This window comes from Stieleria sedimenti (assembly GCF_025060895.1).
Lineage (GTDB): Bacteria > Planctomycetota > Planctomycetia > Pirellulales > Pirellulaceae > Stieleria > Stieleria sedimenti.
Map to the genome: position 1 here is coordinate 1 of NZ_JANZKV010000168.1, position 13,655 is coordinate 13,655.

Sequence of the window (13,655 nt, forward strand, 5' to 3'; positions counted from 1 at the left end):
CCCGTGCCATTCGGGTCAGGCCTCTTTCTCTAAACCCAACAAAGAGTCCTGCCCCCATTTCCCAGTCAGCGACTGCCTACTGCCTACAAAAAAAGCGTCAGCGGGCTTCGCTGACGCTTTTGTCGGTTTGTGATCGTTGAGTGCTGCCTAGAAGCAGACGGCTCGGTCGCCGGAGTGAATCTTCGTCAGGCTCGCCGGGTCCGTGACCGTTGCGACCGACTGGTTGCCGTTGACGCTGTTGATCAGCAGGTGTGCCACGAGTCGCTCGCCGGTCAAGTACTGGTGATAGACGGTGACCGAGGCTCCGGGACGCATTTCCTGGCCGCTCCGCAAGATCACGCGTCCGTTGCGTTGATCGACACCGACAACCGTAGCGACCACGTTTTTTCGCTGGACCGGCTGGGCCGTGACTCGTCGGACCGAGCGGGCCTTGGGTGCTTCAATCGCTTCGGTGGTGTCAACCGGCTGGGCGTTTTGGATCGGAAGTGCGATCGGCTTGGGCAACGCCAACTTGGCCGAGGCTTCCGATTTGGCCGAGTCGTCGCTCAGTGACAGAGAGACCGGCTGGCTCGATTGAAGCTCCTCTTGGACGTTGGACGTTGCGGTGACGGGCGAGATGGTGACCGGTTGGATCGCCATGCCTCCGATCATCTTGACTTGCCCGACTTCGACGTCGTTTCGCTCCACCTTCGCGGCTTGAAACAGCTTCAAGCTGTCCGCGGTGGTGGTGGCGTCCACGCTCGTGGCATCGCTTGCCGAACCCGCCTCGCTGTCTTCGTCATCATCGTCGGATTTGTTCGCATCGGTGTCGACAGCACCTTCGCCCTGGATCCCTTCGACGTCCGCGGCCCCTTCGCCGGAAATCGGGTCGGGCACAACGGGCGGAGGCATCAACTCCTCGGGGATGTCTTCTTCGATCGGCCCGGTGGCACGATTCGGGCAGCACACACAAAGTGCCTTGGCCGCAGCCGCTCGCACGTCTGCATTGGGTTCCAAGTGGCATCCGCTGTCGTCGCGTTCGTAGGCAATTTCGCTCAGACGTTTCGTGACTTTCTCGCTACAGCAGGACGTCGACCCACATTTGCTGCAACCTTCGCCGTTGGCAGCCGTTTCGATGGCGTCCATTGCCGCCAATCGGACGTCTGGCGTGCAGTCGTCCATCGCCGCCAGCAGGGCGTCGGTGATCTTCCCTTCTTTGTCGTAGCACCCACAACCCATCTTGGCCAGGAACTTGATCGCCTTGATCTTTTGTGCTTTCAAGTCCTCGGCTTGCTTGATCTCCGCGGCGGCTTTGATCGCCGGATTGGGGGATTCAAGGTTGGCCGGGTCACCGATTCGCTTCAATGGCGGCTTTCGCTCCAGACCGGGAAAATTCCCACGCCGGTTCACCGTGACGTCACGGATTTTTTGGATGCCCTGAGGAATTCCGATGAACCGCCAAATGGTCGGTACGGGAGCTTCAGGGGTTTGTGCATGAACTGAGGATGCGGTGGAAATGGCTAGCGCTGCCACCGAAATCCAAATGAGATTATTTGTTTTCACCGTCGCATTCCATTGCGGTTTGTGTTTCGATGGCGTTCTGTGTCGCACACGCGTTTCGCTACGTGCCCGTCTATGGTGATCGGCAAATCACCCGCGTGAGTTCATTTGCAAAACGTGACGCGGCACAAACGGAAGCTGGTTTCTGGCGAATCCTGTGAAAGATTGCCGGTTACAGGAATTGCAAGACGGGCGTGGTCGGGAAAGGATGGCCAAGCTGGGCTCTGCAAAGTTTCACGGCCTGCGTTTCACAACCGTGGCATGCTCAAGTGTCGTGACGGCTTGTTGATTTAATCCGATCACACGTTTCTCTTGTTCCCGGGCTCCGCCCTCCGCCTGGGATCAAGCCGAAGTGGGGTAAGCATCTTGCTTGCCAACCCCGACGGCTCTGCCGGCGAACGCGACAGGCGGAGCCTTGCAAACGAGTCGAAGTCAAAACTACTCATCCTTTTCCGGCTCCAAGATTTCTAGCTTCATGTTTCGAAAGCGCACTTCGGTTTTTCCGCCGCTGTGTAGTTGAAAGGCGATGATGCCGCTTTCGGCGCCGTCGGGATCGTGCAGGTCGACACAGAGTTGATCGTTGATTCGCGTTTGGATGTGATCCCCTTGGGCAAACACTTCGTACTTGTTCCATTCGCCGGGCTGGACGTGTTGCTCGCCCGACTGATCCCACAACAGCTTGCGCCCGTGCTCTTCATACAGCTTGCCCCACCATCCCTGGCCGATGTCGGCCTGGTAACCGGAAACCTCACCGTCGTCGGCGTGACTGCGAAATTGGATGCCGCTGTTTCCCGCGTTGTCGACCAGTTTGACTTCGACGGTCAATCGGAAATCTGACGCCGCCAGGTCGCTGACGATCCATTCATTGCGCCTCAAACCGTCGGTGCGACCGACGAGCTCTCCGTTTTCCACCGACCACAAACTCAGGTCGCCGCGCCAGCCCGAAAGATCGCTCCCGTTGAAGAATGCGGCGGCATTCTCTTTGCTCGCCCGCATCGGAACTTGTTGTTTTCCACGCAGGTACGCGATCAGCGACCGGACTTCGTGCGGCGAAAATTGTTTCAACTGATCGTCGGGCATCATCGACTTGTCTGCCGTTGCCCGCTGTTCGATTTCATCTTTGGGGATCACGACGACGGCGTCGGAGGTCTGCATCGTCAGCGAAAACTTATCTTCGGCTTTGATCAGCCCGTTGACCACGCGTCCATCGTCGACCAGGACAACCGTCGGGACGTATTCCTTAGCCATCACGGCACTCGGATCGACGATGTTGGACAGCAAGTACTCCAAGTTGGCTCGGTTCGATCCCGTCAAGTCGGGGCCGACCTTGAACCCGACGCCGTACAGCACGTGACATTTCATGCAAGTCTTGGCGAACACGGCTCGGCCGAGTTCCAGGTCCGCCGGCGGGTGCTCGGTCGATGCGACCAATTGTTTGTACTCTTCGATCATCGCAAGTTTATCGGCCGCCGATTCGCGGGCGACTCCCCAAACACTGTCCAGCATTGCGTCGATCTTCTTGTTGCTCAAGAACTGCAACTGACGCACCAGATCGGCGGTCAAGTCCGTGCCTGGGATTTGTTCGGCTTCGATTGCATCGAGCAGAGCGATGCCGGGCTTCACTCGGGAACAGAGGGTTGCGAGCGCCGAACGCTTTTCGCCCGGGCTGAGTTGTTCGTACACGGCGAGCAGAGCCGGCGCGATCGAAGCGTCGTCATACTGCGCCATCCCACGGATCGCCGTTTCACGCAGGGGCGAGTCGACTGTCAACAGCCCGACCAAGGTCGGTACCAGGTCGGGATCGTCGAGATCGAGCAACGACCGCAAGGCGACTTGTCGCGATGGAAGCGGTGCGGACGGGTCGACGACTTGGGTCCGCATCGCCGCGAGTGCTTTGGGGTCACCGAATGTGACGCCCAAGGCAACGGCCTGCAACCGGACGTCGTCGTTTTCACTGGCCCACAATCGTTTGGCAACCGAATCCCATTGCGGCGGCGCGTCGACCTGTCGTCGACCTTCCAAAGACGATCGAATCGCGTTGATGTACGTCAGTTGCATCGCGGCGTCGGTGGCTTGCCCGAGTCCATCGACGAGGACGGCGAGTGAATCATTGCCGCCTTCACCGATTCGACGCAACATGAACTCTCGCAGCAGCGGGATCCGCTCGCCGGCCGACATCGCCAACGCGATCGCACGCCCGGGATCAAGATCCGCCAACGGTTCTGCGGCATACCAATACATCAGCGGCAGATTGTGATCGCGGGCATCTTCGGCGTGCGACGTCAATGATTCGAGCAAGTCCCAGCGCGAATCCAAGGGCAGTTTTTGTGCGGCCGAGGTGAGGTACAAACGCACGATCGGCGACGGGTCGCTGTCGGCCATTTTGACGAAACGTTCCAACAACGTGGGCGTGATTTCGGCATCCGCCGATTCCATCGCCATCTGGATCGCCCAGCCGCGGACAGAGGGGCTTTGGTCCGCCATCAACTGTTGCACTGATTCTGAACTTAAACTTCCCGTGACGTGCAGTGCCCAAGCGGCACGCAACCGACGCCTGTCGTCCTGGTGCGTTTCAGCGATTTGCCGCAGCCGCGTCAGGGCGTCGGAGGCGATCTGCCGCTCCGCGGCACGCTCCTGCAGGACGCGGCGACTGTGGCGGACGTACCAATCATTCTGATGCAGCACCAGTTCGGCCAATTGCAAATCCGTTGCCGTCGCAAAGTCGATCGTCGGCGCCGCGGACCCGACGTCGCCGTAGCTGATCTTGTAGATCCGGCCGTTACTGCGGTCATGCACTTCCGCTTCACGGCGGTGACAGGCTTGCATGTCGTACCAGTCGATCATCCATGCATTGCCATCGGGTCCGTAACGCAAGTTCAGGATTTGAGAGGCCTGGTCGCCGGTCAATAGAAAATCCGGACCGTGCCGTCCGACGTAACCGGATCCGGCGGGTTCCAGAAGATCGACGTTCAATCGCTGTCCGTGGATGTTGTTCATCATCAATTGACCGCGATATTCTGCCGGCCAACGGTCGCCCAAATAAATCATCGCGCCCGCATGTGCGTGGCCTCCGCCGGCGGAATCGGATTTGCTGTTTCCGCCGTGCGGCGTGGCGCCGAGGTAGTGCAAGTGATCGGCGATGGTGACGATGTCGCGATAGGTGTGCGAGTTGAAGTGCCGTCCGCCTTGACGTTGATAGCGGGCGCCATCGATGATGTGGTACAGGTGCGGAATGACACAGGCCGTGATGAAGGCTTGCCCGTGATCGTTGAAGTCGACACCCCACGGATTGCTGGTTCCATGGGCAAAGACTTCGAAGCGGTGTTGCGTCGGGTGATACCTCCAAACGCCGCAATTGATCGGCGTGCGTTGCTCGTCCGGTGTTCCCGGTTTGCCGACTCTTGAATGAGTGAACACGCCGTGGCAACCGTACAGCCAGCCATCGGGCCCCCAAATAAATGCGTTGAGGGTTTCGTGGGTGTCTTGATAGCCCCATCCATCCAACAGAATCTGTGGCTCGGCATCGGGGACATCGTCACCATCTTTGTCGGGAATGAACATCAGGTACGGAGCCGCGCCGACCCACACGCCGCCGAAACCGACTTCCAGTCCGCTAACCAGATTGAGTCCTTCGGCGAAGACCTTTCTGCTGTCCAACGATCCGTCGCCGTCGGTGTCTTCGAAGATCAGGATGCGGTCGCGTCCGACGTCGCCTTCGGCTCGAATCGGATACTCATAGGCTTCGGCGATCCAGACTCGGCCGCGATCATCCAGGGCCATCGCGATCGGTTGTTTGACGTCGGGTTCGGCGGCACCGACGGTGACGCGAAACCCGTCAGGGACTTGCATGGCAGCGGCGGCCTGCTCGGCGTCCAACCCGGCGTGCGGATACTCGTCCGCAGTCAGCACCACCATGGCGGGTGTGGGACGCGCGGGCGGTTTCACGTGCAAGCGAAAATCGTCAAAGTTGACGTGCCCCCATCCGTCTTGAGATTGGTCGACCAGCCGCACGATGATCTCTTTGCCGACATGGGCTCGCAAGTCCACGATGACGCGTCGCATCGTTTCGCTGTCGGTTCCGTTGCTCTGAAAGAAAACTTTGCCGCTGTCTTTGCGGAGCAATTCCACTCTGGTCGATTCGTGATCGCCCCCGTTGGACAAAAACGACGCGTAGGGTTGGGAGACGACAAACGGCACAGAGGTCAACGTTCCCTGTCGCTCGTCCCCAAATTTTTCGTAGCCGCCGATCCAGTATTGGCCGTCATGATTGCTCTGCATGTCCTTGCGGCGTGCATTGACGGTGTCTCCCTTGATCGGTTGGCCTTCGAACGCATCGCCGGTCGCAGTCCAATCGTCTAGCGTGCCGGTTTCAAATCCCAAATTGAGCACGCGTCCGTCGGTGTCCTTGGGACGAATCCCGACGTTTGCCGCTTCGCTTGCGGCCACGGCGTTGCGCGGCGCCGGCCCGGCCACATAACTGCCATCGGATTTCTTGATTCGCAGATAGTCGAGCGCGAACATGTACGCTTTCTTGGCGTTCGGATTGGCGCCGACGATTTTGACGCCCAGTGTGTGTTTACTTCCTTTCAGCGTCAGCTTCGGAAAGGACAGCACGCCGGTCGTGACCACTTGGCGATCGAAAAGGTCGATGGGGTCGCCCAATGGCTTGTCGTCCAGGGACAGCTGAACGATGCCGTAGTCCGCGGCACAGGTCAGCACCACGTCCAAGTCAATCACTCCGGTTGCCGGCGGCAGCTGAATCGTCAACGTGTCGCCGGGTCTGGCATCGGTCCACCACAATTGTGACTTGCCGCTCCACTTGTCGGCTTGGAAATTCGACATGTCCTGCGCACGTGCCTCTCCTCCCGTCGTGCGGAACTTGAGCGATTCGCCTTCGATCGCACCGACCGCTCGCGCCGTCTTGGGATCGATTTTGGACTTCGGGCCGCGTCGTGCGTTTGCGCCGTCGGCGCTGGGCGGTTCGGGACCGGTGTACGGTTGGGGTTGGGCTGCCAACCAGTCCGCTTCGCTGACCGATTGTCGCGAATGGCTCAACACATGGGCGCCCTTCATGCCGCCGACGATAATGTCCGGGTTGCCGTCGTTATCTAAATCGTTGACGACAATTTGGCGTCCAATCCCGGCTTCACCATCGGCTTGGTAGGGAACCCAGTCGACTCCGTCTGTGCCGCGAACGAGGCGAAACCAGTAGACCACCGCGCCGGCATCCCACATCGGACTTTGTTTGTGGTGCGACCAATAGGTCTTTCCCGTCACGATGTCTTTCAATCCATCGCCGTCGAGATCGACCAATTCAACCGAATGGGGCTCGCTGAATAGAACCCCGTATTTGTTTTCCGACGGGTGCGATCCCATGATCAGATGTTGTTTGAACGTGCGTTTCTCGCCGTCGACGATCTGTTCAAACCAAGACAATCCGAAATTGTGCGCCGAGTCGCTGGTGATGATGTCGTTGTCGCCGTCGCCGTCGACATCATAGGCGTACATCTCCGCGCCGCCGCTGCCCCCGCAAAGCTTCGCTTCGTGATGCATCCAACGCGACGTCAACGGTTCGGTTTCGGGTTGTTCGAACCATCCCTTGGCGTGGATGATGTCCAACCGGTCGTCACCGTTGACATCGCCGATTCCCAGTCCGTGGCCAAACCGTGGCGCGGCCATCCGCGGCGAAATGGCATGAAACTGCCACGTTCCCAGCGGGTCCGCTGGATCAATCGTGGCAAAGCCGAAAAAGCCGTCCCGCGTGCAGACCAGCTCGGGCCGTTCATCGCCGAGCAAGTTGATCAACTCGGGCGACTCGTTGGACACCCAGTCAAACACTTGGTGCTTTTTCCAATGGGCATCGAGTCCCGCCTGCTTCGGATTTTCGTAGACGTACGCCGGCGTCCCCGGAAAGCCGACGACGAAGATGTCATTCCAACCGTCGTCGTTGAAATCATCGATCCACGAGAAGAAGTTATCCGCATAACGATTCATGTCTTGCGGAACCGGTGGATAGATCTCGTGCTTCGATTCGTAATCCGGTCCCGCGAACCAATACGGTCCGTAGACAATGTCGCTGACGCCGTCTCCGTTGATGTCACCGGCGGAGACGCCTTCAGAGAAGTAGGTTCCGGTCAATTGTTTTCGTTCGAACTGGTGCAGCGAGTGGTCGTCTGCGGCAGACAGATCAAGGTGCCCAAGCGTTGAGACAAACGAAATTGCGACCCACAGAAGGCTGCGAGAGGAAAGCGTGAGGCTGGAGTTCTGCATCGGGAGCGTGCCGGCGAGGGGGGGATGTGGAACGGTGGGGGACGTATTCTACAACGGTCGTCACACGGATGCACCTCGCTGGGAACACAATGCGCGGTCTATCCAGCCACCGTGCCCTGTCAAGTCGGCGGAGAATCAGGAAAGGAATGGCAGAAGGATGGGGACCGCTAGGCGGGCGCTGAGTGGAAGTGGGGTAAGCATCCTGCTTGCCACCCCCGCCGGCTCTGCCGGCGAACGAGCGAGGCGGAGCCTGGGTTCAAGCCGAAGTGGAGTAAGCATCTTGCTTGCCACCCACGCCGGCTCTGCCGGCGAACGAGCGAGGCGGAGCCTGGGTTCAGGCGGAAGTGGGGTAAGCATCTTGCTTGCCACCCCCGCCGGCTCTGCCGGCGAACAAGCGAGGCGGAGCCTGGGTTCAAGCCGAAGTGGGATAAGCATCCTGCTTGCCACCCACGCCGGCTCTGCCGGCGAACGAGCGAGGCGGAGCCTCCAAAACACCGTGTCCCCAAGCGAAGCCCTACGCCGTGAACGATTTTTTAGCGGCAGGGCGCGAGCCCTCCGGTCTTTTCACAAAGATGCGGAACCGGAGGGCTCGCGCCCTGCCGCTAACACCATTCAAAACACAGAAGAGAAATCGTTCACGGCGTAGGGCGAAGCCTGGGAACAAGCGGCCGAGGCGATTGTGTATGTTGTGGGACCTCCGCTTCTTCGAACCGCCCCGCCCGTTGAGATGCATCTGCGATGAAACGACTACTCTTTTCCGCCACCGCGTGTTTGCTGCTGACACTGCAAATCCATCCAAATTCCTTCGCCGAATCCCGCGGCGATCGGATGAACGTATTGTTCATCATTTCGGATGACCTGACGTACACCGCACTCTCGTGCTACGGAAACACGGTCTGCCAGACCCCCAACATCGACCGGTTGGCGGCCAGCGGAACCCGATTCACGCGGGCTTACTGCCAAGGGACGTATTGTGGGCCATCAAGAGCCTCGTTCATGTCGGGGTTCTATCCGCACGCGACGGGCGTGCTGGGATACAAGAATCCGCGGCCCCAAATCGGCGACCGCGCGACGTGGTCTCAGCATTTCAAAGACAACGGCTATTATGCCGCGCGGGTCAGCAAGATCTTTCACATGGGAGTTCCCGGTGGGGTCGAAGATCACGGGCCGGGGCGGGATTATAACGGAGCCGATGACGCCTTGTCGTGGACCGAACGTTTCAACAGTCCCGGACCGGAATGGCGGGCCGCCGGCGACGGAGAGACTTTGGAAGGAAACCCTGACGGCAAGAAGCCGGTTGTCGGCGGCAACACGTTCGTGGTGGTCGAAGCCGACGGCGATGACGACGTCCACAGCGACGGCAAGACCGCGGCAAAGGCGTGTGAGCTGCTTCAGCAACCGCGTGACCAACCGTTTTGGCTGGGCGTCGGATTTGTCCGCCCCCACGTGCCTTTTGTCGCGCCCGCTACCTACTTCCCGCCCTACAAACCGTACAGCAAGCTAGAACTGCCGCCCAAGATCGACGGCGATTGGGACGACATCCCCAAAGCCGGCATCAATTACAAAACCAGCCAGAACATGAAGATGGATGTGCGTCGGCAAAAGAAAGCCGTCGGCGGCTACTATGCGTCGGTCGCGTACATGGATGCTCAAGTCGGTAAGGTGCTCGATGCACTGCAAGCGTCGGGACAAGCAGACCGCACGATCGTGATCTTCACCAGTGACCACGGCTACCACTTGGGCGAACATGATTTTTGGGCCAAGGTTTCATTGCGAGACGAATCGGCGGGCGTGCCGCTGATCATTCGCGTGCCCGGAAAGCAACCCGCCGTCTGCCACAGCTTTGTCGAATTGTTGGACCTGTATCCGACCGTCGCGTCCCTCTGTGGGTTGCCGATCCCGGAGCATGTGCAGGGCAAAGACATCTCGTTGATGCTGGATGATCCCGATCACCAGGTTCGCGAGTTCGCCTTCAGCGTCGCACCAATGCGGAAAGGCTTTTTGATCCGCGAGAATCGATTTGCGTTCATTCAGTACAATGAGGATGCATCCGGGGGAATGGAACTGTTTGATACCGACGTGGATCCGCAGGGGTATCGGAATCTGGTCGATGAGGAGAATTACCAAGACGTGGCGACGAGAATGCGGTCGACGTTGGCGAAGAAGTTGGCCGAAATCCGCAACAACGATTTATCACTGGATTGATGAATGAACCGTGGGATGACAGGCTGAAATTCGATCCCACTTTCCCTTGTCAGTGGCCGCGCCCGCTCGGTTGCTTGTCGTCGGTACACAGACGATAATGATCCGCTCTGGCCCCTCCTCTCATTCACCGGACATCGAACATGGATCGCCGAAAGTTTCTTGCAGGATCTGCATTGGTCGCATCCGCCGCTGCCACCAATCGCAACGCGTACGCCGCGGCGGGTGACAAGAAACGTCGCGTCGGTTTGATCGGATGCGGCTGGTACGGAAAATGCGACTTGCTGCAGTTGCTAAACATCGAGCCGGTCGAAGTCGTTTCGTTGTGCGACGTCGATTCGAAAATGCTCAACGAAGCCGCTGACCTGTTCGCCTCCCGTCAGGTATCCAAGAAACGGCCTCGGACGTATGGGCTGTACAGCGACATGCTGGCCGAACAGGACTTGGACATTGTCCTGGTGGCCACGCCCGATCATTGGCATGCCTTACCGATGATCGCGGCAGTTCAGTCCGGCGCCGACGTTTACGTCCAAAAACCGACGGGCGTCGATGTGCTGGAAAGCAAAGCGATGTTGGATGCCGCCCGGGCCAATGGCCGAGTGGTCCAAGTCGGAACGCAACGCAGAAGCACGCCGCACTTGATCGAGGCAAAACAACGTGTCGTCGACGCAGGATTGCTGGGCGATGTCGCGCACGCGGAAGTCTGCTGTTACTATCACATGCGAGCCAGGAAGAATCCACCGGACACCGCGCCACCGGAGTACCTGGATTACGAAACCTGGACGGGACCGGCACCGATGCGGCCTTACAACGAATTGGTGCATCCACGGTCTTGGCGTGCGTTCATGGAGTATGGCAACGGGATCGTGGGCGACATGTGCGTTCACATGCTAGACATGGTGCGCTGGCAACTCGGTCTGGGCTGGCCCAAACGGATCAGCAGCAGCGGCGGCATTTACGTCGACCATGACTCAAAAGCCAACATCTCGGACACGCAGTCGGCCCGCTTCGAGTTTGACGAGTTGGACATCAATTGGACGCATCGCAGTTGGGGCAATGCACCCGATCCGGAATGGCCGTGGGCCGGAATCATCTACGGTGATCGGGGCACGTTAAAGTTGGACGTTCACAAATACGAGTTCACACCCCGCGGCGGCGGCCAAAAGCTGACCGGCGAGAAGCTGATCGAAACCGACAAGTACCCCAGCGATCTTTCCGATCAGAAAGATTGGCGTCTGGAGTTGCACGTCGCATCAGCGATCCGCGGTCACATGCGAGACTTTCTCGATGCGATCGACGGCCGCACCAAGCCGATTGCCGACATCGAGCAGGGACACATTTCCAGCGCATCGTGCATCATGGCAAACGTGTCGATGGATCTGGGACGGTCGTTGGAATTCGATCCCGCGACCCACACCATCATCGGTGACGACGAAGCGACGGCCAAATTGAAACGTCCGTACCGCAAACCCTATGTGCACCCGTCGCAGGCGTAGGGTGTTTGCGAGGCAGAACGAAGCCGTCCACCTAGGGACGGCTTAGCAACGGCCGGAAAATTGGTGGGTTTCGTGACACGTCTCGCTGAACGCCACCACAATTGATTCAAGGTGCCCGTTGGACGACGGGGAATTGGTCAAAACATTTGGTGGTCAAAAAATGAAGAGTTCCGCCAGGATGCCACGTATGACGTCCTTTCTAGGTCATCGAGGAGAGCGCTACCGATGACGGCTTGGCAGGGACCATCGTCCCCGGAAAAGCGGTCGGGCGGCTCAGATGCTTCGCGACAGGGGCGGGTTCCACTGGATCTTCCAGCCGGCATCCATCATGGATGCACCGCCGCCCGCGGGGGCGGGTAAATCGCTCTCCCCCTCCAACTCGGGACGGTTCAGCTCGATCGCGTCGTCTTCGTCCACCGCCGGCTCAGGACCGGTCGTCTCGATGCTTTTCAAGCCCGTCTTGGGCGCGGCGTCGAAGGTTTCGGCCGGCTTCAGACTCATCTGACTGTCGGCCGAAGGCTGATTGATCGTCGAAGAGGAGCTGCTCGTTTCGGAAAACGACGAGAAGCCATGGGTGATGGCGCTGCCGAAGGAGTCATAGTAGGACATCGGCACGCGCATCACGGTCTGGCGTGGCACGACGACGGTCTCGGTGTAGGGTTCGTAAACTTGACGGGTCACCGGACGACGGACCGTTTGAATCACCTCTTCGTACTCGGTGTACTGGACGGTTTGCGGCACCTTTTTCGTCTCGTAGCGAATCTTGCTGGTTTGCACCGGCACCTTTCGCACCTGTTCTTCGGTGATCCAGCGTTGCTGTGTCACGGGCACCTTGCGGGTCATGGTTTTGGTGACCGGCCGCTGAACGACGTAGGGAACCTTGCGAACCATCGTCGTCGGCACCATCCGCGTCGACTGAACGGGAACGTTTTGGGTGACCACTTCGCTTTGCATCCGCGTGGTCTGGACGGGGACTTTCTGGGTGACCACTTCGCTCTGCATCCGCTGGACCTGGACCGGCACTTGGACTTGCTCGGTGACGGGCATGTAGGACGTTTGCGCGACCTGCTGTTGGATGTAGTTGGGCCGGTAAACGTACTGCGTTTGCGCCGTCGGCGGGGTGACCACCGGTTTGGCGACATAGCCGCCGTGGACACGAGCAAAAAGCCCGAGCGGACCTGGGGTGGCGTACAGTCCCCGTTGGTACTGCAATCCGTAGCCCACCGAACCGGGAGTGACCGTGGTTTGGGGGACGTAACCGCCGGCGTCGACGGTCTGGTTGACCATCGTCGTTTGGGGACGCAACGTCGTGTACTGTTGCGTCTGCATTTGCGTTTCAACGACCGGCCGTTGAACGGTGTATTGCTGCTCGTAGTAGCTGGTTTCGGTCACAGGCCGCTGAACCGTGTACTGCTGTTGGTACATCTTGGTTTCGGTCACGGGGCGGTACGTCGTGTATTGCTCTTCCCGCTCGGAGGTCTCCGTCACGTATTCGGTCTCGGTGTACGTTTCGTCTCGGTAGCTGGTTTCGGTGACCGGCTTCCACACGGTGAAACGCTCTTCTTTGTAGGAGGTTTCGACGGTATTGACGGGGACGGTCACTTCACGCGTTTCGGTGCGGGTGCGGACGACCGGCCGAAACGATTTGACTTGTTCTTCGACCATTTCGGTGCGGTACACCGGCCGCATCCGCTGCACCGTCTGTCGCTCGTAGGTGGTCGTCGGCTGGAGTCGGTAAGCCTGGGGATAGCAAAAGTCCTGAGCCCGCGCCCCACCGCTCCATAGACAAAGGGCGGAACCGGCGAGAACCAGATTGCGGGCGAACAGACTGCAGGGGAACTGGCGATACATCGCGAGGGGACCTTCTAGCAACTAAAACATGGAACGCGATCAAACGAACGCTGGGCGGCCCGTCGGCAGAGCCACCGGTTAAGGTTACGCAGTTCGTTAGCCAAATGCCAAAAAAAGAGCGGAAAAACCGGTGTTTTAGCTCACCAACGCCGCGCCAGCTTTACCATTTTGCCTGACTGTTTGCCCACTTCGCCTGATGTAAACTGCGTTCCGATGGGACAGTTTGACGGTTGGGAGGGTTGTACCGATCGTCTCGTTTCGCTCGTGAAACGCAAGCTGGAAGCTTACGCCACTTTC

At 59.1% G+C, this 13,655-nt stretch carries 5 protein-coding genes; 2 read left to right on the forward strand and 3 right to left on the reverse strand.

Translation table 11 applies throughout. From position 1 onward, the window contains the following. Positions 1 to 147: 147 nt before the first annotated feature. Both NZK35_RS21115 and NZK35_RS21120 read right to left on the reverse strand, forming a co-directional pair. Complete coding sequence (locus NZK35_RS21115; protein WP_259634510.1) at positions 148 to 1,344, reverse strand: hypothetical protein; 1,197 nt, start codon at positions 1,342 to 1,344, stop codon at positions 148 to 150. 633 nt (positions 1,345 to 1,977) lie between these two features. Further along, positions 1,978 to 7,809 (reverse strand): PVC-type heme-binding CxxCH protein, encoded by a 5,832-nt coding sequence (locus tag NZK35_RS21120; protein ID WP_259634511.1) that lies wholly within the window; start codon positions 7,807 to 7,809, stop codon positions 1,978 to 1,980. Between the two features lie 738 nt (positions 7,810 to 8,547). Between NZK35_RS21120 and NZK35_RS21125 the strand changes: the two genes are divergently transcribed. Further along, a complete protein-coding gene (locus NZK35_RS21125; RefSeq protein ID WP_456115277.1) occupies positions 8,548 to 10,014 on the forward strand; it encodes a sulfatase in 1,467 nt (488 codons plus the stop codon). A gap of 140 nt (positions 10,015 to 10,154) precedes the next feature. After that, positions 10,155 to 11,507 carry a Gfo/Idh/MocA family protein gene (locus NZK35_RS21130; protein WP_259634512.1) on the forward strand — a complete coding sequence of 451 codons (1,353 nt, stop codon included), beginning with the start codon at positions 10,155 to 10,157 and terminating at the stop codon, positions 11,505 to 11,507. A gap of 273 nt (positions 11,508 to 11,780) precedes the next feature. Here NZK35_RS21130 and NZK35_RS21135 read toward each other — a convergent pair whose 3' ends face one another. Then, positions 11,781 to 13,358, reverse strand: coding sequence for a hypothetical protein (locus tag NZK35_RS21135; RefSeq protein WP_259634513.1), 1,578 nt, complete (start codon positions 13,356 to 13,358; stop codon positions 11,781 to 11,783). Positions 13,359 to 13,655: the final 297 nt, after the last annotated feature.